The following is a 24179-nucleotide window of genomic DNA, read 5'->3' as shown; positions in this document are numbered from 1 at the left end:
AAAAACCCGCTCAGTGAGCGGGTTGTGCTGATTTTCGGTGCTGCAGTGCAGCGCTTCGATCAAGCCTTGCGGCGGCGGCCGTAGGCCAGTGCGATCGCGCCGATGCCGACCAGCGGCAGCGAACCTGGCAGCGGCACGCTCTGCGCTGGAGTGAGCTGCTCCAGGCCGTACGCCGCGACACCGCCGCGCACGTTGAAGGCATAGCGGCCGCTCAGGCCGACATTGCTGCCCTTGACCAGCGATTGCTTGCCGGAGTCGATCACCTTGCCAGGATTGCCCGAACCATCGAACTCGAAGTCTGCGGCAGTGCCCTGCAAATGGAAGCCAGCGTGCGCCTTGTCGGAATTGCTGGTCGAATCCCACTGGATCGAACCGTAGTTGTAGTAGAAGTCGAAATTGTTTGCGCCGGTATCGGAACGATCTACCAGCACCAGCTGGAAGGTATTCTGCAAATCGTTCTTCTTGTTGTAATAGCCGACGTTGGACCAGGTGACGGCCATTGCATTGTGGCCTTCGAACATGGTGTTGCCATAGCCGATGCTGCCATGGTTGTCGCGGATGTCGACGTCACCAAAGAACGGCGCCAGGAAATCGTGGCCAAACGAATCGCCATTGAATGCGCCCGGCGCATAGGTGCTCAGGCCCTGGCCGAAGGACACATTGCCATTGGTGTTGACGTACAGGCTGCTGTACGTCGCGCCGTTCAGGCCCAGCTTCAAGCCGTTGGCCAGGTTGACCAAGGTGCTGCCGTCATCCTCGGCAGCCACGGTGGTCTGGCTGAAACCGCTCAGGATCGGGGCAACGCCAGCATGGGCGGAGGCGCTGAAAGCCAGCGCGGCGGCGCAAAACAAGGTAGTCAGTTTGGTCACAGTCTTCTCTTCCAGGCAAAATGAGCTGCAATTATACAAACAAACTTAACTATTAGTAAATATCCTTTGCGCAAAAAAAGCCCGCTCGAGGGAGCGGGCTTCAGGTCTCGGCGGCGGGCCGCTTATTCGACTTCGACGGTTTCCGGCGGCGGGGTTGGCGCCGCGTCCGGTTCCGGGAACTCCAGCTTGATCGCTTCCGCATCGTCCAGGTCGACGATCACGCGGCCGCCGGAGACCAGGCGGCCGAACAGCAGCTCGTCGGCCAGCGCCTTGCGGATCATGTCCTGGATCAGGCGCGACATCGGCCGTGCGCCCATCAGCGGATCGAAGCCCTTCTTCGCCAGGAACTTGCGCAGTTTCTCGCTGAAGATCGCCTCCACCTTCTTCTCGTGCAGCTGCTCTTCCAGCTGCATCAGGAATTTGTCCACCACGCGCAGGATGATTTCTTCGTCCAGTGCGCGGAAGCTGATGGTTGCGTCCAGGCGGTTGCGGAACTCCGGCGTGAACATGCGCTTGATGTCCGCCATCTCGTCGCCCGCTTCCTTGCTGTCGGTGAAGCCGATCGAACGCTTCTGCAGGCTTTCCGCACCCGCATTGGTGGTCATGATGATGATCACGTTGCGGAAGTCCGCTTTGCGGCCGTTGTTGTCGGTCAGCGTGCCGTGGTCCATCACCTGCAGCAGGATATTGAAGATATCCGGATGCGCCTTCTCGATTTCGTCCAGCAGCAGCACGGCGTGCGGCTTCTTGGTGATCGCCTCGGTCAGCAGGCCGCCCTGGTCGTAGCCCACGTAGCCAGGAGGCGCGCCGATCAGGCGGCTGACCGCATGGCGTTCCATGTATTCCGACATGTCGAAGCGGATCAGCTCAATGCCCAGGATGAAGGCCAGCTGCTTGGCCACCTCGGTCTTGCCGACGCCGGTCGGACCGGAGAACAGGAAGGAGCCGATAGGCTTGTCCTGCTTGCCCAGGCCGGCGCGCGACATCTTGATTGCGGACGCCAGCGCTTCGATCGCAGGATCCTGGCCGAACACCACATTGCGCAGGTCGCGGTCAATGGTGGCCAGCTTGCTGCGGTCGTCCTGGTTGACGGTCTGCGGCGGGATGCGGGCGATCTTGGAGATGATTTCCTCGATCTCGGTCTTGCCGATGGTTTTCTTCTGCTTCGACTTCGGCAGGATGCGCTGGGCAGCGCCCGCCTCGTCGATCACGTCGATGGCCTTGTCCGGCAGGTGGCGGTCGTTGATGAAGCGCGCAGCCAGTTCGGCCGCGGTCGACAGCGCCGACGAGGAATACTTCACGCCATGGTGTTCCTCGAAGCGCGACTTCAGGCCGCGCAGGATCTGCACGGTCTGTTCCACGGTCGGCTCGTTCACGTCGACCTTCTGGAAGCGGCGGGAGAGCGCATGGTCTTTCTCGAATACGCCGCGGAATTCCGTGAAGGTGGTCGCGCCGATACACTTCAGCTGGCCATTCGCCAAAGCTGGTTTCAGCAGGTTGGACGCGTCCAGCGTTCCGCCCGACGCCGAGCCGGCGCCGATGATGGTGTGGATCTCGTCGATGAACAGGATGCCGTTCGGATTGTCCTTCAGCTGCTTGAGCACGGCCTTCAGGCGCTGCTCGAAGTCGCCGCGGTATTTGGTGCCGGCCAGCAGCGCCCCCATGTCGAGCGAGTACACGACCGCATTGGTCAGCACTTCCGGCACGTCGCCCTGCGTGATGCGGTACGCCAGGCCTTCGGCGATGGCGGTCTTGCCCACGCCGGCTTCGCCCACCAGCAGCGGGTTGTTCTTGCGGCGGCGGCACAGTACCTGGATCACGCGGTCCACTTCGTCCTCGCGGCCGATCAGCGGGTCGATCTTGCCTTCGGCGGCGGACTTGTTCAGGTTCTGGGTGAACTGGTCCAGCGGCGACTCCTTGGTCTGGCCTTCGGGCACGCTGCCCTCTTCCACGCCTTCGGATGCTTTGCCGGAATCCATTTGCTGGTCCTTGCGTACGCCGTGCGAGATGAAGTTGACCACGTCCAGGCGGGTTACGCCCTGCTGGTGCAGGTAGTAAACAGCGTGGGAGTCTTTCTCGCCGAAGATCGCCACCAATACATTCGCGCCGGTCACTTCCTTCTTGCCGTTGGAAGCCGACTGCACATGCATGATCGCGCGCTGGATCACGCGCTGGAAGCCCAGGGTTGGCTGAGTATCCACTTCGCCGGTGCCAGGCACGGTCGGCGTGTTATCGCCGATGAAGTTCGTCAGCGTCTTGCGCAGGTCCTCAATATTCACTGCGCAGGCGCGCAGCACCTCGGCTGCCGATGGATTGTCCAGCAGCGCCAGCAGCAAGTGCTCCACGGTGATGAACTCATGCCGTGCCTGCCGCGCCTCGACAAAGGCCATATGCAAACTTACTTCCAATTCCTGCGCAATCATACTTCCTCCATCACACATTGCAGGGGATGCCCCGCCTTGCGTGCATGCGTTAAAACAAACTCCACTTTGGTTGAAGCTATATCTTTAGAGAAAACGCCGCACACGCCTTTGCCATAGCGATGGACACTCAGCATAATTTGTGTGGCCGTTTCCCGGTCCTTATTGAAATACTCCTGGATGATCGCCACCACAAACTCCATCGGTGTGTAGTCGTCATTGAGCAACGCCACCTGGTACATAGGTGGCGGCTTTATCGCCTGCCTTTCCAGGACGGTTTCGGTGTCATGCTTGGTTGCCATACGCTTATATTCTAATGCTTTCAGACTGGATGCAACGCCCATTTAAGAGGGGCATTTCCATCAGTACTCATCTTACGCGTTTTCGCCGTTTGCCGCAGATGGCGGTCGACTTGGTTAAAATCAAGAGGCCGAAAAATAGCTGTTGCAAAAATCTCACCATGTGCTAGTGAAAGCGCTTGACATTAAAAATTGTTCCGCCAACAATGCGATATCGACTTTGTGCAGATCTGTACATGTTGGTAAGAAGTGAGTTGTCGAGGAGGGGGCAGGAAGCTTCTTGCTTTTATGGCTCGTGTGATTCGTTTTTATTGAAAGTTTTTTTAAAATGGCAACTGGTACCGTTAAGTGGTTCAATGACTCCAAAGGTTTTGGCTTCATCACTCCTGATGATGGCGGTGAGGATTTGTTCGCACACTTCTCCGCGATTAACATGAACGGCTTCAAGACCCTGAAAGAAGGTCAAAAAGTGCAGTTCGAAGTTACTCAGGGCCCTAAAGGCAAGCAAGCTTCCAACATCCAGACCAACTAATCCCTGGCCTCGGACAACGAAAAGCCCCGCCCCGCGGGGTTTTTTTTCGCCTCCTGCCGCCCAAGGACTATGCCGATTTCGTCATGCAAATTCGCACCCTCCGCCTAGCCGACGCTCCCGCCCTGCTCGAATTCGAGCTCGCCAACCGCGGCTGGTTTGAATCGCATGTCGATGCGCGGGCCACCGACTTTTACAGCCTGGGCGGCGTCACCGCACATATAGAAAGCTACCTGTCCGGCTTTGCGGCGGGCACCCTGCATCCCTGCCTGCTGCTGGAAGAAGATGGGGACATTATCGGCCGTTGCAACCTGAAAGATATCGACCACGCTGCACAGCGCGCCGAAGTGGGCTACCGCATTGCCTCCTACGCCTGCGGCCGCGGGCTGGCCGGCGCCGCGCTGTCACACCTGATGGAACTCGCCTACGGCCAGTGGCAGCTGACTGGCCTCGACGCCCACGTCACCATCGCCAACGCCGCCTCGGCCCGCGTCCTGGAGCGCGCCGGCTTCGCCCTGGCTGGACCCTCGCCTATCGTCGCCGTCGTGGCGGAACACCGGTTGGCTTGCCTGCATTACCGCCACAATTAGAAGAACCGGCTGGCCAGATTGGCAAACAAGATAACAACACTCAAGCTGAGGCCAACCATCCAGCGGCCAAAAGTATCCTGCCGCCGAGACATTTCCACAATGCGCGCCTCTTGACGCTTGTCCATCTCGAGCATCTGAGCCCGTAACTCGCTTGCCAGCGCTTTCATCACGTCTTCTTGCCGTCTAGCAGATTCCTCGAATCGATCCCGCATTTCGCTTTGAACCGCTGCAAATCGCTCAGCAAACTTGACGTCGGATTCGGCAAACCGCGCGGCCATATCGGACCGCATCAAAGCAAAGCCACTATCCATGTGCTGACGCAGCAGAGTCATTTCGCAGTTCACGGTATCCACCTTTTTCTCCAGCTGGCGAATTCGCGCTTCCTTATCATCTTCGGGCGGGGACGATTCAGCGTCAAGCAAGCTCTGCGACATGATGGGCTCCAGCATGGAACATTAACGGCCAATTTTCCGCCCGCCAGCAACACGTCATTTTGAGGTACCTCAGAACTCGGGAACATCTATTCGTGCGCACGGTCGAAGTCAGACATCAACCCGGGAGGCAATATGGAACAGAATCAAAGCCAGCTTGCAGATCGAATCTGCCGCCACATTGACCAGGCCGCAGATCGGGTCTGCGCTCAGCTCGAACGCGCTGACGATCGACAGCGGCGGGTCGAAGACGAAAAGCGAAGCGCCCGCATGCAATGGGTGTTCATCGTACTCACCATCATGGCCGGCGCTGTGCTCGGCATATCGCTGACCACATTCCTGACAAAATAAAAAACCCCGCCTCCTTGCGGATGGCGGGGTTTGCGGGGAAACGAACCCGGCTTACATCTGCTCGATCAACATATCCTAAAACATCGCAACACATTGATTTAAAAGACAATGCAGCCCAGCATCCAAACTAGGCACCTCACTAAATCCCTCACTAATCGGAGGCTCCACGAGTGGCAGTTTAGGCCGCCACCTGCGGACCGCCAACGGGCTCCCGTCGCGATACGTGCCGGCTAAGAGGAATGGAGACGCCAGGGTTATGAATAGCGGAACTTACAAGCGTTCGCACGACTTCCAGGTGCGCCACATAAATGTGCCCGCACGCGTCGTTCTCGCATCGGTAGGTAATCTCACGCATGGTCACTGATAGCTCTTTGCTGGTACGTGCAACCGCACGAGAAGCGCAGATAGGACATCTGATTGTAATTCGCATTGGCTTGTACTTTCTTAGTGTGGCAGCGGGGAGAAAGTCAGCGCACCTCCTCCCCAACGTTTCAGGACTTTAAGTTGCTGCAGCAAGCTGCGCCTTCAGTTGCGCAATTTGGGCCGGCGAAAGAATCTCGGCCTCCGAGAATTTACCCAAATGCGGCACTGGAATAAGGTCCTCATACGGCGTCGGGCTGTACCCATAGTTTTCGCAGAGGCGCTCAAGTTCGCGCAGCACAAAGCTACGGCAACGAACATGCCGCCGATCCTCAAGATCCTCGGCCACTGGATTTGGCACGCCTCGCATACGCACTGCCATTGCCAACGCGAGACGTTCACCACATTCCGCCAGCACACCAAGCGCATTCATTTCTGCCCAGGTCGCAACAGCACGATCATAAGCATGCAGATAGTTCCGCGCCGCGAGGGAAACCTCAACACGCACACCAGGGAACTGCGAGGCCACAATCGTTTCAAGCTCATTGAACTGGTCGACAAGGTCATCGGCTGTACGACGCGCTGCCAATGCTTCCTTCACATCATCTGACATGCGCCCCATCGTTGTAAGCATTGCCGCCGTCAACCGTTCTTTCGCTGCAGCCATAGCGTCCAATTGCTCTTGCTTAGCTTGCTGCAGCTCGTCGCTCTTCCCCTTTAAACCGGCATAGGTTGGTTCAACTTCGCCATAGGCCAGACCTGCACGCTCCAATTCAACCATAGCGATTTGATGGGCCTTTGTTGCTGCTTCGTGTTTCTGATTCAAGTTCATTGATTACTCCAATTTGATTACCGCCCCACCATGAGATGTAAGCGGCGTGGTTTAAATAACCAGCCAGTACAAACGTTTGCCCTGGCTTTCGGCCCGCCCCCAGGCCCACTTCACTACACTTAAGAGTTGCATTCGCCACATCACAAGGTGTTCTTCGTGTTCGTGGTGTTCATTCCTGCAGAATCAAAGCCTTGCATATGAACACTGTCCCGACTTATGGTGTTCAGGGTGTTCCGCAACACCAAAGAACACCTGCGAACACCTCACACATCAAAACAATTCCTCATACAAGCCATTGATTAATAAGGTGAGAACACTAGGAACACTAAAGAACACCAATTTCTAGTTCGCGTATTCATTTCAGACCTGCTTCACCTACTAGGCGCAGACTTCTAGCTTTGCCGGATCAATTACATAAAGACGCGTTCGTCGGCCGTCTGGCGTCGCCAGTGGCACAGAGTTCTTGCCGTTTGCCTTTCTCGCGATGGCACCGGCTGCATCCAAAGCGGCCAAGGAACGATTCAGGTCATATCCTTTAATCGCCTCTTTCATGCCTGCCGCAGTAAAAAGGTATAGCCTCCTTCCTGCTTCAGCCTTCCAGTAGCCCGCGCGATCACGAATCGGTAGCTGGGTCACAGCTAACGCCGAAATGTCTGAAAATCGCGCGTCACCACACCGATCAATGAAATCGGAAACCGCCTGGAGAATTCCAACGTGCTCCGCGCTATGCCCTGGTGCGCCTCGCTGGGCCTGCCATTGGCGAAACGCTTGAACGCCGGCCCTTATAGATTCGCCGGACGCCCATCCAGTAATCCCGAACTCTGTTGCAAGTTCACCGGCCAGGGAGGCAACCGCTAACACCCGCGCCGCTCGGCGTTCTTGTCCATCCGGCGCATCAAACTGCCCCAGGACTTCAACCAAACGAGTTGAGAGATCAATGCCCTTCTCGCGCGCCTCCGCTACGCTTGCAGCGAAACGCCGACCGGCATGACCATAGTTCTTTGTCGCTGCATCCCGAAGAGAGTCAGAAAGACGGGCGCCAGAGTCCATTCCGCAAAGGCTATCGAATAGGCCGTACTGCCCTGAAACAGGAAGGTCGAGAATTCGGAGTCCTTGACCCGCCTTCGATTCGATGCCGCCTGAGGAAATACGCGCCGCAATCGTCGTTTCACCAGTCGATAACACGAAGACCCGCCACTGCGCTGCCGAACGTGCCTCACCATGCTTATTTGCCCGGCTCTTGCCTGTTCCATTTGCAAGCGCATAGGCGGCCTCATAAAGGTCGCGCGGGGCGCACTCACCGATTTCATCGAGCGCCAGGAGAGTGTCCGTATGCATCGCTCCGGCACCTTCAAGGCCATTTGCTGTTGCTCGCCACTGACGACGAAACGAATGACCGCCCCACACTGAGATTCCGGCAACCAGGGCGGTGGTCTTGCCTGTGCTGGAATCGCCATATATGTGCAAGCCAGCGCCATCCATGCACAGCGGCGAAAGAAGTACGCCTGCAAATGCGGAGGCGATCGCCAGCATCACCATGGGATTTCCAATGGCCACGGCAGCAACACCCTGCTTCCAGCCTTCTAACGTACCAGCCTTGCCATAAGGTGCAGTCCTTCCCGCAGCCTGGAACCAAACGTCATCGTCGCCAATCACTTCGTCAGGTAAGACGAAGGCGCCATAGTTCCAACCGGTCGTAGTCGCCGCCCGCATATGCCGCTTCGGATGCTGACTGGCGATATAGCGCAGCACTTCCCGCTTCTTGTGCTGCGAAATTTCAACGCCGCCGGCCAGCAAAACACCCAAAGCATCGGCACCATCGCTGGCCAGCATTTCCGCCGGCATTGCCCACTTCTTCCAAACGCCGCGGCGCGACACGTACCTAAGCAAGAAGCCGTACTTGTCATCCTCCCGATCCGATGTGGTCGCATCAACGAACAACGGAGAACAGATCCACTCGTCTACTTGTACGGGCTCTTGTTCGTCGCGTTGCTTGAAGTTGTGGTGCCATACACCCGGCTTCCGCTTTAATCCATCCACTACTTGCCATTCCGAGTAGACACGCCAGCATGGGCGCTCCTCAAGCGTTGGCCAGGTTGCTGGAAGGGACTCGTCGATAAGTCCCTTTACCGCATCCAGCCCGTCACGGACGTGCAGGTCGTTCAGATCCATGCCGCGTGGGGGAACCGCCACTACGCCATTACAGGCGCGCGCAGCTTCCGTTGCGGCCTTGACGCCGGGATTACTTCCATCAGGCTTTGCGTCGTTGTCAGCGGCCAGCACAATGTTCACATCGCTGTGCATGGCGCGTACGGCCTGCGCGACAGCGCGAAGATTTCCCGCATCGAACGCTACGAAGGTGCAATAGCCCGTCGCTTCAAACGCTGACGCCGCAGTAGCGTAACCCTCCGCAATTACGATGACCTTTCCCGCTGCTCCGATCACATGATAGGAGCCGGACTTTACCCCCGCCGGCAAGAAGCGCTTCTCACCACCAGGCGAGACAAATTCCAACGAAGTGAGGCGGCCATCTGAGTTGTACAGCGGGACGACAATGGCGCCGTCACAGGACATGCCGTTGATCGCAAGATCTCCTTCGTAGCCTCTCAAGCCGTGAGGCTTAACGCCCTTTTTCTGCAAGTAGGCGTGGGACGCATCCACAAGAACGGCACTATCCCAAATGGCCTTCGCCCGCTCCGCTGCTCGCGCCGATCGCGCTTCACTTTCCCGACGTGCAGCTTCGGCGCGATCAAGATGGGCGGCGATTCGCTGGGCGGCCAAAACTGGATCGGACATCTGAGCGCCGGCTGCGGGCTCATAGCCGTAACGCTTCGCAAATTCGATCAGCGTTCCGATATGGATATCGGTGATCTTGTCCAACGAGCGCCACTTGGTCCGTACTTCCGCCTCTCGATAGCTAGGCGCTTGACTGCTCCAATCATCAAAGAGCGTGAAGCCAGCCTCTCCCAGCTCACTCTTTAACGCAGCACCAACACGCCACCAGTCTTCATAGCCGATATCTGACGGGATGACAGCAAGCGCCTCAGAGATGCGCTGATGCTCGAGGAAGGCATTCATTGTGCCGCCTCACGAATCTCTTCACGAAGCGCAGCGATCAGCGCAGAGGCATCAGCCAGGGCGTCGACCGAGTTCTCGATGCGCGCTACTAACTGAACGACGAGAGCCCCGATCTGCTTAGCCGGCATGTTCACCTGCATATTTGCATCGCCAAGGAACATCAATAAATCAGCAAAGGCGGTCGACAACAACTGAACTGAACTGAGGTCCTGTTCGGCAAGCGCGATTTGACCGGAAATGTGGTGAAGACCCTGCCCCGTTTCGTGCAGGCGAGCCAGCATGTGGCCGAGCTGAGAACGTTTATTCATCGCACACCTCGCGGAAACGGTCTGGATGAAGGACTGAAATTGCAAACTGCTCAAGCAGAGCGGTACTTTGGCGCATGAAGCGGCCTCCTTGGACGGGTTGTAGAACCCGCGTCCCCACTCTCAAATGGGGGGGGCGGGCAAATGGCAAGGTTGAGAGACCGGCGTCCAAGGGAACCGGCGTGCGCGAACGCACCCCCACCAAAGCCCGCCCATAGGAAACGGCGCGCAGAGGAATACAGACGAAAAAAAACCGCTTGGTCGCGGCTGTCCGCCCTGGAACTTTCCGGCTCTCACCCCGGATCACCTCTTTCTCGGTGATGAATTGAGTATATACGTGTGCCTCCAGTGTCGCAACTGGGTACTCGCTGAGGTGCGACTCCAATGGGGCGCCGAAATCAAAATGGAACATGGGCGACTTATCCAACGGCGGCCATGCTCTTGCCGTGAACCAGAGCATCGTTTTGTCCTTGAGCCTTTACCCAGGCTCGCACGTCTTCAACGCGCCAGGCGCAAATACGTGCGGATAGCCGAATCGGCTGTGGGAACGTCCCGGCCTTGCAACGGCGCCACAAAGTCGTCGAAGAGAAAGATGCGATATGCAACACTTGTGGCTGACGGATGAATCCTGTCTCTGGCAAACTGAATTGATGAATGTCGATCATTGGTATAGTTCCCTATGGGTCTGTCTGCAATTTCACGCATTTGCAGTGGCGTGAAGACGGCGCCATCTTGAACTGCGTATTTCAAGAAAACAAACCTCCCCACAGGCAAAACACGAAGTGAACGCCTTCTATCGGAACATCGCTCAAGTTCCAGCAAGAACAGATTAATTTCTGCTAAGTCACAAATCCCATCCACGAAGTCCCCTCGAAAATCCACGGATCGCGATAGGCCATCCACGAAGTCCTTTCCCTTCTCCACAAATTGTTACATTTTGTTACGAACTTTGAGGGAAATTTGGAGTCAGGTACTTAAGCACGGGCCCTGCCTGGGCAGCTTCTCGCGGCTCTACCGCCCCCCCCTTCGCAGGCCCCTCCCGCCTGCGGGCTTCAATGGAACGGATGAGATTGATGCACATGCCCAGGGAAGCAAATCCCCGCACGGATGCGGTACTGCGGGCGATTGAGCCTGCAAAAAAATGATGCGTTTTGATGCACGCAGAGGGCCTGCGCACAAAGTGCATATTGCCAGCAAAGCGGCGCAGAAATACAGTTTCAGCACCAACAATTCAAGCCAATAGAATGGAAGTTTCGCCCAAAGTTTTGAAGCAGATGAGGCTGTCGCGTGGGCTAACCGCTCAAATGGCGGCCAAATCAGTGCGCGTGGCGCTGCGCACCTGGCAGTCCTACGAAGCAGAATCGCGCCAGTCCTTTCGGCCAATTCCTGCTGGCCGCCTGGAACTCTTCTGCACAAAACACGATTTACCGTACCCACCAACTCGCCAAGATGGAACTATGCCCAAGCAAAATGCCCGAATAATCTCTCTGCTATCTGGAACTGGCGGCAGCGGAAAGACTTCGATCTCTCTTGAACTGGGACGTGTCTTTGCGCTTGAAGGCAATAAAACCCTGGTCATCACCAACGGCACGGGCGTCGTACCAGAGCGGTTTACGTTTGACAATCCATCCATTCTGTCTGAGCTGAACGTCCAGCTGCATCCCACAGAAACCCGCGAGCTGCGAGATGATTTGATTCGAAAAAAAGTATTGGATTCCACTGGCCAGATACAAGTAGCCGGCGTCGAACGATTTATCGCGGCCGGCGATCTGCAACGTCTTCAATCCAAAGAATGTGCGGAAGCCCAGCTTGAGGGCCTGGCGGGCGAATTCGAAGTCATCGTATTGGACGATTCTGTAGAACTGGACATGGCGCTAGCGCTGAGCGACCTAGTTATGATTGTCTTCGACTCACAGCATTGGGGCGCATACTTGTGCGCCCAAGCGGGGTTTGGCGGAATATTGAAAAAAAATTGGGAACCCAACGGGCTTCCTCAAATTCGGTCACTACTGGTGAATGTTGACACCAACGAAAAAGCCGACTGGGGAATTCACAATCGCTTGCCGGACTTCGGCCCCCCGGCATTTCATACCGTTCTAACCAATGCCCATCGGGGCGCACGCGCCGAAGTCGGCCACGCCTATACTCCAGACGCGAAATATAACCTCTTGATGGACTCCGCGCCGACGTCCCTCGCCGCTTTTGAATATCGCTCACTTGCGCGCGAAATTAAACGCGAACTAAGCAAGCTCAAGCGAGCTGAGCAACAATGACTTAATTCGCGCCGAGTAATTAGATACGCATCCAGTCAGAGGGCCTACATGGCCCTCTGACACTATTGATTTTGAAGCAGAAGCACCGGCGAACAACGCGGTCTTGGATTTCCAGCCGTAGCGCTAAAGTTTACTCGCTGGCCTGCCTGCGGCCTCGCTCCAGCTCCGTAGAAATTGCTCGAATGGAAAAAGGCGGTGCCACCGCTGTCCATTTCGATGAGGCCTGCCTGTGCTGTTCCACCACTTGCGTAGGTAAGGGGGTAAGTTTCAATTACCCCCGTCCCTCTTGGTGCAGCTGAGTAACAAAGAGCTTCGCATTTTTGCACAACCTCATCAGCCTTTGGTCGCAATGATGGGTCAACCTGCAAACATCTTTCCACCAAAGCCCAAAGCTCCTTCTCAAGCAACGCCGTTTCCTGATGTTGGCCGAACCATTCAGGCGCGCTTAGTTCAACTTTCCCAGCAAGTTGTGCCTGTGCCATTTTCATGATGGCACCTTTACCGCCGCCGAAGGGCGGCTTTCCTAGCAAAAGATGACACGCGATTGCTCCTAATGCCCAGATATCGGCTGGCTGCCCTGCGCTTGACCAGTCGCTCCAGCACTCGGGTGCCAAGTATGGGACGGCGCCAAGAAGTGTACTTGATGAAGTCAAGGTGTTTTCATCTTGCTCAAACTTCTCAATCTCAACTTCCATCTCCATCTCGGCAAGCTTCGCGATACCGAAGTCAGTCAGCTTGATAATGTCCATATGGCCATCGGCTGAAGTCATAATGTTGCTTGGCTTCAGATCACGGTGACAAATACCAACGCCGTGCGCGGCCTGTAACCCCTTGGCGATGTTATGTACTACCCATGCCGACAGCGACGGATCCAAAAAGAGGAAGTCACTCGCGAGGCGCCGGCCAAGGTCTTTCCCATCAATGAACTCCTCCACTAAACAACGATTCGCGTCTTCCTCGACGTAATCAAGGGTAGCAGCAACATTAGGATGCACGACGCGTGCGCCCATCTGCGCACCTCTACTAAAACGTTTATCGACAATTCCTTCGCGCGGGGTCTTCACCGCAACAATGCGATCCAGCGCGTTGTCGTAACACCGATATACTTCTTGCATCCCACCTTCAAGGTGGAAAGCCTCAACAACGTACCGTCCGGCGATAACATCTCCAGCATTGAACTTCATAATACGACCTCCGGGTGCGACGAGAAGAAGGTGACCCACTGCCTACTCGCGCCTAGCGCAGCCTCTCCAAATCCAATCACGCATGAATCATGCAGAACGTGACCCACCTCGGCCGGCACATTGTTTATGCTGACCGATCCATCAACTTCTGCCACCGTAAATCGAAGACCGTCGTAATTCACTTTCAACTGCCCCAAGACGCCGATCTTCAACGTAACAGACGTGTGAGCCGCAGACAATTCAAAAACTCTCGTCATGCCTTGCACGAATAGGCCACGGTGCTTATTCCGACTTAGATGCAAAGCCAGCAAAGAGCTGATCTTCTTCGCAGTTGGCCTATTACGCGGATTGGGGTCAAGACAGGCATCTAGAATGTCGACTACCTCCTGGTGCAGGCCATCAACATGCGCATGGACATTTGGCATCACCGCGCTAATTGATGGTGCTCGCCCGGATGTCTGCGGTGGTCTTTCCAACAGCTGCGCGGGAAATTTGGAATGCGCAAGCGCCCACGCACAAACTCCCAGCGCGTAAATATCCATCTCCGGCGTAATCGTGGCACCTGCGACATACAGCTCAGGCGCCGCATAAGTGAGCGTGCCTTTGTTTTCTTTAGTCTTGTAGCCACCATCGGGTGACGAGATGCCAAAATCAAACAGCTTAACGATACCCGCAACCGACTCTTTGAAGTTGTCGAGCTTTAGGTCGCGGTGAATGATTCCAACAGCGTGCAGGTCACGAAGCGCGCATGCAAGCTGATAGAGGATCTTGATGTAAAGCTGCGGATTGCTCCCCGCTTCTTCGTGAAAATCCAGAAAATCTCTACCACGGAGACGCTCTAAAACGATGCCGGTGATGCCACCTTTTTCATTCTTAATGACGTCGTACACTTCGACGACATGCCGAGAACGGGCCTTACAGAGGCCTTTGACTTCGTTTTGAAGTTGCTCGTTGTTGGCAGAATCCTGCATGACCTTCAGCAGGACAACTCTTCGAAGGAATGTGTCCTCGAGTGGGATGACCGTTCCAAATCCACCCGACAAAACACTTTTAGTTACGGCCTTGTATCTAGGAGGTAATTTCAACCTAACTCCTTTTTCTTGGATTACCAATTCTTCTTGGGTTCTTCGTTGATCGTTACTTCAATCTTCGGCCTCGCTCCGGTGGAATCGACAGCCTCAAGTTCCAGCTGCAGCCCCGCTTCCGGCTCACGGCTTTCTTTCTTCTTCGACTTTAGCTTTTGTTTTTCTTGCTTTTCTTGCTTTGCTCGGGGCGGCGGTGCCGGCCGACTTTCACTTATCCAATTACCCGTCAGAATCTTGACTTTAGATGACGGCAACCACAGTTCGATTTCTTTTGGGCGCCTACCAGTTGGAGGCCGTCCTTGCGAAACACCGCACAGCTGCTCGACGTCGGTGATAGCAATCATGGAAGAGTTGTCCACGCCACCGACCCAGTTCGCTAAAACAATCGCCCTTCGAACGGCATCCGTAGGCGTTGGCGAATTCCCTACCAGGGTTTCGAAGTCTTTCGCAGCACGCCACAGACCATCTGAGCCCAAAACCGCGCCTGGGCTAAAATCTTCTTTGTCAAAGGACTGGACTCGCAAATCGTCGGCCGATCTTCCGCTCTCACCAATTGCCTGTGATAGACGACCTTGCAAACCACGCGCGTTAATCAGACCAACCCCTTGATCTGGCAACCCTTTAAGCTCATTCTCAAATGTATCGTCGGTCGTAATTTGAACTAATTGGGTTATCCTGGGCCTTGGGTCCCAGCTATACGCACGGCTATCGCCCACGTTAGCACCAACTACTTCACCTTTTGTCGTTGCAAGAAGCATTACCAGAGTGGTCGCACCTCGCCCTTGCAGGTTTTTTCGAACAAGATCATCGGCTCGCCGCACCAACAACGAAGCGAGGTCCTTCAGCGTGGGGTAACTTTGCTGCTGCTGGGCGAGGTCACATATGATGCTCGCAATAGCAAGAGCTGCCGCTTGGTCACCAGCCTCCGAACCACCAACGCCATCGCAAACCAGAGCGACCGTATATGTTTCCATGTCGGGTGCAGCAATACGTGCGACTGCGACGCGGTCTTCGTTCCGTTCTCGCTTGAGACCGACATGTGTCGCCATTGCTAGGCCAAGTTCTTCAATCGATGCTTGAGAAGCCTGCGATCCGACAATCTGATCCAAGATCATGGCTAGGAACTCTTGCGCTCCTGGGGAATTTTGGTACGTATTTGAAATCATCATGCGCGTATGTTACCTTGAACAGCTGATTCTAAGCGGAGAGATTACACGACGCCAGGGATCGTTTCCTACCGTTCGCCGTAGGAGTCACTTACGGCACGATCCGAACTGACGAGTCAGCCACCTTCATCTCCCTCTGGCGCAACATTTCCTCCAAGTTTTTTTATGTTTTCGTGAAGTTCCTGAATTCGAACCGGTAGCACGAAAAGGTATTGAAGGAGGTCTTCACAGAGTTCCAACATAAGCGTAGCAACATGCTGATCAGGTTCCTTTTCCAAGTCAAAGTGCGCGCCAAGATTTCCCCCTTTACGAACAGCGTCGGCTAACTCAAGGATTGGCCCCGCAAGATCACGGTGTTTGGGGAGTTCACTGAGTTGTTTGTGGAGCGACAGCTTCTGAAGCTCAACAGGGAGAATGGTCTTCGTGATTCCTTCCAGGAGCCTGCGACATAACACAGCTGAAGCATTCCATTCAGCCGAATTGATGACGTTGACCGTAGATTTATAGGCACCCTTTAGCGGATCGCTCAGCTCGGAGTTCTCTAACACTTCCGAAATCGGTGTACGAACTCGTCCAGCAGGAAACATGAAAAGACTGCCGCCAGCTAAAGAGTCGTGCCCAGTTCCCTGATTGAGTACAAAGAACTGGATCTTGCTTCGGCATCCTGGACAGCTGCCAGCGCCGTGAAAATTGGGCTCACCTAACGAAGTCCACTGCGGAACAGAAATTGAGACCAGCCGATGGCATCCCGAACAGAACCAATCAATAAGACTTGGGTGGCTTCGCGTGCCACGACTAGTCCAAGAAGCAACGCTGGACTCCGGGAGTTTTTGCATGCCAGATGTTCCTATGTTCAACCTTAACCATAATGATCACAAGTTCGACTGTTTAACAATTTGCGGAAGCTCAAAACTTGCTCCAGCCCACCTAATCAGCGCAACAAAGGATAGCATCTTGTCTGGATGAAAAATAGTTGATTTTGCAATCAAGCAACGTTGTCCAGGCACCTCCGGAAGCTATGCTGCCAGCTGAGCCTTATCTGACGCAGCCAATAGATCTAGTTGATCCGCCCAGAATTGAAGTGCCCGGCGGCGTTCGTCTTCAAGCTCGTGATGATGGTACGACGCCGTCACCTGATTACGCTCCTTGTGCGCCAAGAGCAATTCCACCACGTCCCTGCTAAAGCCATGTTCGCGAAGATAAGTAGCTGCCGTCGCACGTGTCCCGTGCGGAGAAAAGCTATCCACTCCAAAATCCAGACGCTTAAATAGGTGGTTCAGTGTCGCGTCGGCGAGTGGGACCGTGACTCCTTGGACTGAATGAAACGCATACTCGCCTCGGCCTGTTAGCTCCTGAAGTAGCTTGAGCATTTCCACGGCTTGCTTAGACAGGTAGACTCGATGGGGCGTCCTTGCCTTCATCCTTTCAGCAGGGATATCCCATATCGCGGCCGGAATATCGAATTCCTTCCACCGGGCCCGCAACACTTCCGATTTTCGGCACATCGAGAACACCAGGAGCTTCGCTGCCGCAAGAGTAATGAAGTGCGCGCGTTGTCGCGCAAGAGAACGCCAAAACGCGCCAATCTCATTTCCAACAAGATGACGATGATGTTCAACTGGGGGCCGTTCGATCACACCACGCAAGGGCAATGCAGGGTTTACTTCAACAACCAACTTTTGTATCGCATAGTCAAAAACGCGTTGAATGTAACCACGAATGCGCTCAGCTGTTACCGGAGTTTCACGGCGCTTCTCAATAATCTTCAATATGTCCATTGGCTTGACGTCGCACAGCCGCTTCGCGCCAATTTCAGGCCAGACAAACCGCGCAAGCATCGACACAGCCTGAGTGCGATATGTCTCCGATTTATTCTGTAATTTTTCCATGACCCAAACTTTTGAAAACGCCTGGAAGGAATCCGCGTCGTCAGATTTGCCCTGACGAACGCGCTTCTCCTCTTGCTTGTGTTTCGCGGGATCGATCCCCTTCTCAACCAATGCCCGGTATTCCGCGTGGCGCTCACGCGCCTCGACAACACTAATTTCCGGGTAGCCGCCAATAGTGACCTCTGGCCGTTTCCCATCCAACGCGTACTGATAGCGCCAGGTCTTTTTACCTGTAGGCGCCACTGCTATATACAGGCCGCCGCCATCCGTCAACTTGTAGGGCTTTTCCTTGGCGCGCGCATTGTTAATGCCGGTCGGAGTAAGCGTGTAATTAAAGTGCCGCATTCAGATCCCTCATGACCTTTGCATTTATGAGGGATGACCACTTGCCACCCCTCGCATTTACCCTCACAAACTGAGGGATGCCATGATAGCGCATGAAATGATCTGAAATGCAAAAAAGCCCCACTCTCCTATGAGAATGGGACTTATGAAATGATGTGAAGGCTTCTGAAATGCCGTTACATCTGTTCGATCATAACGTCGCCGAAGCCGGAGCACGACACCTGGGTCGCGCCTTCCATCAGGCGGGCGAAGTCGTAAGTGACCTTCTTCGAGGCGATGGCTTTTTCCATGGCGGTGATGATCAGGTCAGCCGCCTCGGTCCAGCCCATATGGCGCAGCATCATTTCAGCGGACAGGATCAGGGAGCCCGGGTTCACATAGTCCTTGCCGGCATACTTGGGCGCAGTACCGTGGGTCGCTTCAAACATGGCCACGGAATCGGACAGGTTGGCGCCCGGCGCGATGCCGATGCCGCCCACTTGTGCCGCCAGCGCGTCGGAGATGTAGTCGCCGTTCAGGTTCAGGGTGGCGATCACCGAGTACTCCGCCGGGCGCAGCAGGATCTGCTGCAGGAAGGCGTCGGCGATGGAATCCTTGACAGTGATTTCGCGGCCGCTCTTCGGATTCTTGAATTTGCACCATGGGCCGCCGTCGATCAGCTGCGCACCGAATTCTTTCTGCGCCAGTTCGTAGGCCCAGTCACGGAAGCCACCTTCGGTGTACTTCATGATGTTGCCCTTGTGGACGATGGTCACGGATGGCTTGTCGTTGTCGATCGCATACTGGATCGCCTTGCGCACCAGGCGCTCGGTACCTTCGCGCGACACCGGCTTGACGCCAATGCCCGAGGTGCCAGGGAAGCGGATCTTCTTCACGCCCATTTCCTTGGTCAGGAACTCGATCAGCTTCTTGGCGCCTTCCGAACCCTCCTGCCATTCGATGCCGGCGTAGATGTCTTCCGAGTTCTCGCGGAAGATCACCATATCGGTCTTCTCAGGCTCGCGCACCGGCGAAGGCACGCCCTTGAAGTAGCGCACCGGGCGCAGGCAGACGTACAGGTCCAGCTCCTGGCGCAAGGCCACGTTCAGGGAACGGATGCCGCCGCCAACCGGCGTGGTCAGCGGGCCCTTGATCGACACAACATAATCCTTCAGTACCTTGAGGGTCTCTTCCGGCAGCCATACGTCCGGGCCGTAGACCTTGGTCGACTTCTCGCCGGCGAAGATCTCCATCCAGCTGATCTTGCGCTTGCCGCCGTACGACTTGGCCACTGCCGCATCGACCACCTTGATCATCACCGGGGTGATGTCGACGCCGGTGCCGTCGCCTTCCAGGTAAGGAATGATCGGGGTGTCAGGCACGTTCAGGGAAAAGTCGGCGTTGACGGTGATTTTCTGGCCGTCGGCGGGTACGTTGATATGTTGGTACATCGTGTTCTCCGAAGAAGGGTTTTTGCAGTCTTCTATAAGACATAAGACACAAGCGTTCCACATTATGCACCAGTATTTTACTGGGCGCTATACTAGCTACCTATGCCTCTGATACTTTTTAATAAACCTTTTCAGGTATTGTGCCAGTTTTCCCCCTCCGGAGATAAGGAAACGCTGGCCGACTACATCAAGATCCCGAACGTTTACCCGGCCGGCCGCCTCGACTACGACAGCGAGGGCCTGATGCTGATGACCGATGACGGCAAGCTGCAGCACCGGATCGCCCACCCCGACCGCAAGGAAGCCAAGACCTACCTGGTGCAAGTGGAAGGCGTGCCCGAGGCCGCCGCCATGGCGCGCCTGCAGGCGCCGCTCGACCTGGGCGACTTCACCACCCTGCCCTGCCAGGCGATGCGCATCGCCGAGCCGGGCTGGCTGTGGCCACGCAACCCGCCGATCCGCCAGCGCGCCGACCAGCCGACCTCCTGGCTGGCGATCACTTTGCAAGAGGGGAAGAACCGCCAGGTGCGCCGCATGACGGCGGCCATCGGCCACCCCACCTTGCGCCTGGTGCGCTCGGCCATCGGCGGCATTTCCCTGGCCAGCCATCCACTGCTTCCCGGCGAGTGGATGGAAGTCTCGCCGGACGACTTCAAGACAAAATAAGTCAACCAGGCAAGTTCCAGCAGCGTTGATGAATCAGGTTCACCTGAACCTGCATCCACTATAAAAGGAGTTCGTCATGTCTAAGACTACTGTCGTGCTGCTTGCCTCCCTGCTTTCCTTCTCCGCCTACGCTGCCGACCATCACATGAAAGGTTCGGCCTCGGCTTCGGCCGCAGCTTCGGCAGCCTCGATGGCTTCGGCGGCGCCAATGGCTTCCGCCGCCTCGGCCGCGTCGGCCGCTGCTTCGGACGCTGCCGCCGCCAAGAAATCGGCCAAGAAAGCCAAGAAATCCGCCTCCGCCGCAGCCTCCGCTGCCGCATCGGCAGCTTCTTCCGCCTCGATGGCCGCTTCCATGGCTGCTTCGATGAAGTAAGCAGAAAGCGAAAAACCCGCTATGGCGCAATGCCATGCGGGTTATTCCGGTACACCTGTTTGGCGGCTAGTGCCGCCAGCACACGAACTTAGGCGGACAGTGCCTTCAGGGCAGCTGCCAGACGGCTCTTGTGACGAGCAGCCTTGTTCTTGTGGATGATTTTCTTGTCAGCGATCGAGTCGATGGTCGACACGGAAGCCTGGAAGATGGTGGTAGCAGCAGCTTTGTCGCCAGCCTGGATAGCCTTGCGAACAGCTTTGATAGCGGTACGCAGGGTCGAACGCTGAGCGGAGTTGTGAGCGTTTTGCTTGACTGCTTGACGAGCGCGTTTGCGCGCTTGTGCGGTATTTGCCATTTGAGAATCCTAATTCGTTGTCAAAGTTCGTTTGCAAACAATAGCGTTTGCCAAACCGGTGCGGTGTTTTCAGAGCCGGCTGAACGTCGCTGCCTGCCTTACTGAATTCTGTACAGCCTTAAATTATAACGGGGTTTTGCTGCCAGGGCAATTCAAAATGTCGGGCCGTTGCTGGTTTCGCTATAATCTGCGCCCATGAACTTGCTCAGAACACTAGCTGCTATTTCCAGCATGACAATGTTGTCCCGCATCACGGGACTATTGCGAGAAATCCTGTTTGCCCGTGCCTTCGGCGCCGGCGCCTACACCGACGCTTTCAACGTCGCCTTCCGCATCCCCAACCTGCTGCGCCGCTTGTTCGCCGAGGGCGCATTCTCCCAGGCCTTCGTGCCGTTGTTGGCAGAATATAAAAACCAGCAGGGCGAAGAAGCCACCAAGTCGCTGGTCGACCATGTGGCCACGGTCCTGGTCTGGGCTACGCTGCTGACCGCTGTTGTCGGCATTATAGCCGCCCCGGCCTTTGTCTTCCTGCTGGCCTCGGGCCTGGACAAGACCGGCTTCAGCGCAGCAGTCTGGATGACGCGCCTGATGTTCCCGTATATCACCTGCATGTCTTTCGTGGCCCTGGCCAGCGGCGTGCTGAATACCTGGCGCCAGTTCAAGATTCCGGCCTTCACGCCGGTGCTGCTGAATATCTGCTTCATCCTTGCGGCAGTCTTCCTGGCGCCCTACCTGAAGCACCCAGTTTATGCCCAGGCCATCGCGGTCGTAGTCGGCGGTGTGCTGCAGATCGCGATCCAGATACCGTCGCTGGTGAAGATCGGCATGCTGCCCACGCTTTCGTGGAATCCACGCGTAGGCCTGGCCGATCCCGGCGTGCGCCGCGTGCTGAAAAATATGGGGCCGGCGGTATTCGCCGTGTCGGTGGCCCAGATCAGCCTGATGATCAACACCACCTACGCGTCGTGGATGGAGACGGGCAGCATTTCCTGGCTCACCTATGCCGACCGCTTGATGGAGTTCCCGAATGCCCTGCTGGGCGTGGCGCTCGGCACCATCCTGCTGCCAAGCCTGTCCAAGGCCAGCCAGGAACAGGACCATGGCGAATATTCGGCCTTGCTGGACTGGGGCTTGCGCCTGACCTTCCTGCTGGCGATGCCTGCGGCAGTTGGCATTGCCGTGCTGTCGCTGCCATTGATCGCCACCTTGTTCCACCACGGTGAATTTACCGATGCGGCCGCGTATGGCTCGGCAAAGCCGCTCGTTGCCTACGCGGTTGGCTTGGTCGGCATCATCCTCGTCAAGTCGCTGACGCCGGCCTTTTATGCGCGCCAGGACGTGCGCACGCCGGTGCGCATCGGCCTTGTGGTACTGGTAGCGACACAATTGATGAACCTGGTATTCGTATGGAAGTTCAAAGTGGCAGGCCTCGCCTTGTCGATCAGCGTCGCGGCCTGCATCAATGCCGGCCTGCTGTTCTACTTCCTGCGCAAGAAAGGCATCTACGCCCCGCAGCCGGGCTGGCCGAAGTTCTTTGCCCGCCTGGTCGCTGCGGTGGCCCTGATGGGGGGCGCGGCCTGGTTCGGTGCGCAGCAATTTGACTGGCTGGGCATGCACGGCCATGGCTTCCTGCGCGCGGGCGCCCTGTTCCTCGTTATCGGCGCCTGCATGGCCGTGTATTTCGGCACCCTGTTCGCGCTCGGTTTCCGCCTGAAAGACTTCAAGCGCCGCGCGAAGTAATCAACTGCGCTTCGATGGCGCAGGCGCCTCGTCGCGTGCCGGTTCATCAGGCTGCGCCGGCGCCGGCGATGGCTCAGGCGGCGCCTCTTGCGGTTCCTGCGGCGGCTCCTGGGGTGGTTCCGGCTCGGGCGCCGGCGCCGGCTGCGGCTCGGCAGGCTTGGATTGGTCCTGTTGCGGCGTTCCTGGCTTGCCGCCAATCGGCGTGCCTGGCTGCGTGCCGCCGGTCATCGGACTTGGCGGCATGCCGGCGCCAGGCTTGTTCGGCTGGCCCGGCTGCTGGCCCGCTTGCTGGCCGTCGCCGCCTTTCGTGCCCGGCAACTGCACACCCTCGCCGCTGAATTTCCAGTCGGCGTAGCTGGTCCGGCCTTCGAACGCCGAGAAACGCGCCGGGAAATTGCCGATCTTGATCGGCACCGCCTTCGACAGGCTGTAGATCGACAGAATCCCGCCGCTCTCGGTCGCTTTCACAATCCCCCACTCCGCCTTGCCCGTCATCGGGTCGACGTAGACGCGGCGCAAATGGCGCTTCAATTGCGGAAAGCGCGGATCCTTCAGCAGTTCGGCGAAAGACTTGGGGTAGTTGGGCTGGCCCTGCGGCGTGGCGGCCGCATAACTGGCCAGCGCATTGCTGTATTCGATGCCGATGTCGAGCAAAGCCTGTTCGGCCAGGGCGCGCTGGATGGACGTGCCAAGCCGCAGCGAAAGCGCCCCAACCAGGCCGATGATGGTCACCAGGATCACTACGCTGACGTAGGTGAACCCCTGCGAGCTACCATTCCGAATAGGGCTTGCCGTTGCGGTCATTGCCGGGCGCTCCGCTCTTGATGTCTGCCACGCTGCCTTTGGTTACGTCGTCCGGCGGCACGATCACCCAGCTGTCGCTCTTTTCGGTGATCGGGTCGATCGGCAAAGCGCGCAGGTATTTTTTCTCTACCAGCTGCTCCAGGCTGTCCGGGAACTTGCCTGTATCGCCGTAGTACTGGTCGATGATGGCGCGCGTACTGCGCAAATTGTCGGCCAGGATGGTTTCCTTGGTCTTGTCCACGCTGGGGAAATAACGGGGCGCAGCGAGCGTCAGCAGCAAGGCGATAATGCCCAGCACCACCAGCAGCTCGATCAGCGTAAAGCCCTTCTTGTTCACCATTTCTTGTAAGGCACGCCGTTCAGGCCTACCTGCTCCGAAGTCGAATACACGTCGAACACATCCTCGCCCTCGCGCGGGTCGTCGGCCTCGCTGGCGTAGCTGCGCTTGCCCCAGGTCGCGCCATTGCCGGCATTGCTGTCGGTATTGAACGGGTCGCGCGGGATGCGGCGCAGGAAGAAGATTTTGGTGCGTTTTGGATTGCGCTGGTCCACCACGCCTTCCACCAGGGTTTCCAGCGTGCGCGGATAGCCGTTGCCGGTGATCGATTTGGCGATCCGGCCTTCGTCGTAGGCTACCTTGTAGTCATCCAGCGCCTTGCGGATCACATGCAGCGCGCTGCGCAGTTCCTGTTCGTTGCGGCGCTGGACCACGGTCTGGCCGACCGGAATCGCCAGCGTGGCGAGCAGGCCAAGGATGGCCAGCGTCACCAGCAATTCGATCAGGGTGAATCCACGCGCGCGCATG

General features: G+C 56.7%; 26 protein-coding genes. 7 read left to right on the top strand and 19 right to left on the bottom strand.

Annotated features, from left to right (window positions below; all coding sequences use genetic code 11):
- Nucleotides 1-59: 59 nt before the first annotated feature.
- The 3 genes from GM658_RS09080 to clpS all read right to left on the bottom strand — a co-directional run bounded on the left by GM658_RS09080 (nt 60) and on the right by clpS (nt 3591).
- Nucleotides 60-869: a nidogen-like domain-containing protein gene (locus GM658_RS09080; protein WP_155453681.1), complete on the bottom strand. Its 810-nt coding sequence runs from the start codon at nt 867-869 to the stop codon at nt 60-62.
- Between the two features lie 122 nt (nt 870-991).
- On the bottom strand, nt 992-3292 hold the full coding sequence (clpA, locus tag GM658_RS09075; protein ID WP_155453680.1) for an ATP-dependent Clp protease ATP-binding subunit ClpA: 2301 nt from the start codon (nt 3290-3292) through the stop codon (nt 992-994).
- Entirely contained in the window at nt 3289-3591 is a 303-nt protein-coding gene (gene clpS / locus GM658_RS09070) for an ATP-dependent Clp protease adapter ClpS (RefSeq protein WP_055937573.1), read from the bottom strand. Before clpS ends, clpA begins: the two co-directional genes overlap by 4 nt.
- A 325-nt stretch (nt 3592-3916) precedes the next feature.
- Between clpS and cspE the strand changes: the two genes are divergently transcribed.
- Both cspE and GM658_RS09060 read left to right on the top strand, forming a co-directional pair.
- Complete coding sequence (gene cspE, locus GM658_RS09065) at nt 3917-4120, top strand: transcription antiterminator/RNA stability regulator CspE (protein WP_130314874.1); 204 nt, start codon at nt 3917-3919, stop codon at nt 4118-4120.
- 83 nt (nt 4121-4203) lie between these two features.
- Complete coding sequence (locus tag GM658_RS09060; protein ID WP_155453679.1) at nt 4204-4707, top strand: GNAT family N-acetyltransferase; 504 nt, start codon at nt 4204-4206, stop codon at nt 4705-4707.
- Here the strand turns inward: GM658_RS09060 and GM658_RS09055 are convergent.
- Nucleotides 4704-5141 carry a hypothetical protein gene (locus tag GM658_RS09055; protein ID WP_155453678.1) on the bottom strand — a complete coding sequence of 146 codons (438 nt, stop codon included), beginning with the start codon at nt 5139-5141 and terminating at the stop codon, nt 4704-4706. The genes GM658_RS09060 and GM658_RS09055 overlap by 4 nt on opposite strands.
- Nucleotides 5142-5273: 132 nt before the next feature.
- On the opposite strand from GM658_RS09055, the gene GM658_RS09050 reads away from it, so the two are divergent.
- The gene (locus tag GM658_RS09050; RefSeq protein ID WP_155453677.1) at nt 5274-5489 is read left to right on the top strand and encodes a hypothetical protein; all 216 of its coding nucleotides are present in this window, start codon (nt 5274-5276) and stop codon (nt 5487-5489) included.
- A 178-nt stretch (nt 5490-5667) separates the two neighbouring features.
- On the opposite strand, the gene GM658_RS09045 is transcribed toward GM658_RS09050, so the two are convergent.
- The 5 genes from GM658_RS09045 to GM658_RS09025 all read right to left on the bottom strand — a co-directional run bounded on the left by GM658_RS09045 (nt 5668) and on the right by GM658_RS09025 (nt 10729).
- Complete coding sequence (locus GM658_RS09045) at nt 5668-5919, bottom strand: Ogr/Delta-like zinc finger protein (RefSeq protein ID WP_155453676.1); 252 nt, start codon at nt 5917-5919, stop codon at nt 5668-5670.
- A gap of 69 nt (nt 5920-5988) precedes the next feature.
- Nucleotides 5989-6681 (bottom strand): hypothetical protein, encoded by a 693-nt coding sequence (locus GM658_RS09040; protein ID WP_155453675.1) that lies wholly within the window; start codon nt 6679-6681, stop codon nt 5989-5991.
- 378 nt (nt 6682-7059) lie between these two features.
- Nucleotides 7060-9759, bottom strand: a complete 2700-nt coding sequence (locus GM658_RS09035) for a DUF927 domain-containing protein (protein ID WP_155453674.1) — start codon at nt 9757-9759, stop codon at nt 7060-7062.
- On the bottom strand, nt 9756-10067 hold the full coding sequence (locus GM658_RS09030) for a hypothetical protein (RefSeq protein ID WP_155453673.1): 312 nt from the start codon (nt 10065-10067) through the stop codon (nt 9756-9758). The genes GM658_RS09035 and GM658_RS09030 overlap by 4 nt, the downstream gene beginning before the upstream one ends.
- A 416-nt stretch (nt 10068-10483) precedes the next feature.
- Nucleotides 10484-10729, bottom strand: coding sequence for a helix-turn-helix transcriptional regulator (locus GM658_RS09025; RefSeq protein WP_155453672.1), 246 nt, complete (start codon nt 10727-10729; stop codon nt 10484-10486).
- A gap of 579 nt (nt 10730-11308) precedes the next feature.
- Here GM658_RS09025 and GM658_RS09020 point away from each other — a divergent pair.
- Complete coding sequence (locus tag GM658_RS09020) at nt 11309-12337, top strand: ParA family protein (RefSeq protein WP_170298743.1); 1029 nt, start codon at nt 11309-11311, stop codon at nt 12335-12337.
- A 62-nt stretch (nt 12338-12399) separates the two neighbouring features.
- On the opposite strand, the gene GM658_RS09015 is transcribed toward GM658_RS09020, so the two are convergent.
- The 6 genes from GM658_RS09015 to icd all read right to left on the bottom strand — a co-directional run bounded on the left by GM658_RS09015 (nt 12400) and on the right by icd (nt 19436).
- The gene (locus tag GM658_RS09015) at nt 12400-13521 is read right to left on the bottom strand and encodes a serine/threonine-protein kinase (protein WP_155453670.1); all 1122 of its coding nucleotides are present in this window, start codon (nt 13519-13521) and stop codon (nt 12400-12402) included.
- Complete coding sequence (locus GM658_RS09010) at nt 13518-14606, bottom strand: serine/threonine-protein kinase (RefSeq protein WP_211841840.1); 1089 nt, start codon at nt 14604-14606, stop codon at nt 13518-13520. Before GM658_RS09010 ends, GM658_RS09015 begins: the two co-directional genes overlap by 4 nt.
- Nucleotides 14607-14626: 20 nt before the next feature.
- Nucleotides 14627-15775 (bottom strand): PP2C family protein-serine/threonine phosphatase, encoded by a 1149-nt coding sequence (locus GM658_RS09005; protein WP_155453669.1) that lies wholly within the window; start codon nt 15773-15775, stop codon nt 14627-14629.
- A 113-nt stretch (nt 15776-15888) separates the two neighbouring features.
- Nucleotides 15889-16608 (bottom strand): DUF4145 domain-containing protein, encoded by a 720-nt coding sequence (locus GM658_RS09000; protein ID WP_155453668.1) that lies wholly within the window; start codon nt 16606-16608, stop codon nt 15889-15891.
- A 180-nt stretch (nt 16609-16788) separates the two neighbouring features.
- A complete protein-coding gene (locus tag GM658_RS08995; protein WP_155453667.1) occupies nt 16789-18006 on the bottom strand; it encodes a tyrosine-type recombinase/integrase in 1218 nt (405 codons plus the stop codon).
- 176 nt (nt 18007-18182) lie between these two features.
- Nucleotides 18183-19436, bottom strand: coding sequence for an NADP-dependent isocitrate dehydrogenase (gene icd, locus GM658_RS08990; protein WP_155453666.1), 1254 nt, complete (start codon nt 19434-19436; stop codon nt 18183-18185).
- 102 nt (nt 19437-19538) lie between these two features.
- Between icd and GM658_RS08985 the strand changes: the two genes are divergently transcribed.
- Nucleotides 19539-20102 carry a pseudouridine synthase gene (locus GM658_RS08985; RefSeq protein ID WP_155453665.1) on the top strand — a complete coding sequence of 188 codons (564 nt, stop codon included), beginning with the start codon at nt 19539-19541 and terminating at the stop codon, nt 20100-20102.
- Between the two features lie 76 nt (nt 20103-20178).
- Nucleotides 20179-20475 carry a hypothetical protein gene (locus tag GM658_RS08980; protein WP_155453664.1) on the top strand — a complete coding sequence of 99 codons (297 nt, stop codon included), beginning with the start codon at nt 20179-20181 and terminating at the stop codon, nt 20473-20475.
- A gap of 88 nt (nt 20476-20563) precedes the next feature.
- Here GM658_RS08980 and rpsT read toward each other — a convergent pair whose 3' ends face one another.
- Nucleotides 20564-20830: a 30S ribosomal protein S20 gene (gene rpsT / locus GM658_RS08975; protein ID WP_055937377.1), complete on the bottom strand. Its 267-nt coding sequence runs from the start codon at nt 20828-20830 to the stop codon at nt 20564-20566.
- 195 nt (nt 20831-21025) lie between these two features.
- Here rpsT and murJ point away from each other — a divergent pair, with 195 nt between their 5' ends.
- Nucleotides 21026-22570 carry a murein biosynthesis integral membrane protein MurJ gene (gene murJ / locus GM658_RS08970; RefSeq protein WP_155453663.1) on the top strand — a complete coding sequence of 515 codons (1545 nt, stop codon included), beginning with the start codon at nt 21026-21028 and terminating at the stop codon, nt 22568-22570.
- Here the strand turns inward: murJ and GM658_RS29070 are convergent, their stop codons facing one another.
- From GM658_RS29070 to GM658_RS08955, 3 genes are read right to left on the bottom strand one after another with little or no spacing between them, the layout of a single operon-like run.
- On the bottom strand, nt 22571-23374 hold the full coding sequence (locus GM658_RS29070; RefSeq protein ID WP_211841839.1) for a type II secretion system protein: 804 nt from the start codon (nt 23372-23374) through the stop codon (nt 22571-22573).
- Nucleotides 23340-23714, bottom strand: coding sequence for a type II secretion system protein (locus GM658_RS08960; RefSeq protein WP_155453662.1), 375 nt, complete (start codon nt 23712-23714; stop codon nt 23340-23342). Before GM658_RS08960 ends, GM658_RS29070 begins: the two co-directional genes overlap by 35 nt.
- A complete protein-coding gene (locus tag GM658_RS08955; protein ID WP_155453661.1) occupies nt 23708-24178 on the bottom strand; it encodes a type II secretion system protein in 471 nt (156 codons plus the stop codon). Before GM658_RS08955 ends, GM658_RS08960 begins: the two co-directional genes overlap by 7 nt.
- Between the last annotated feature and the right edge of the window lies 1 nt (nt 24179).

This window comes from Massilia eburnea (assembly GCF_009720745.1).
Lineage (GTDB): Bacteria > Pseudomonadota > Gammaproteobacteria > Burkholderiales > Burkholderiaceae_D > Rugamonas > Rugamonas eburnea.
This window is presented reverse-complemented; position numbering and strand designations above follow the sequence as displayed.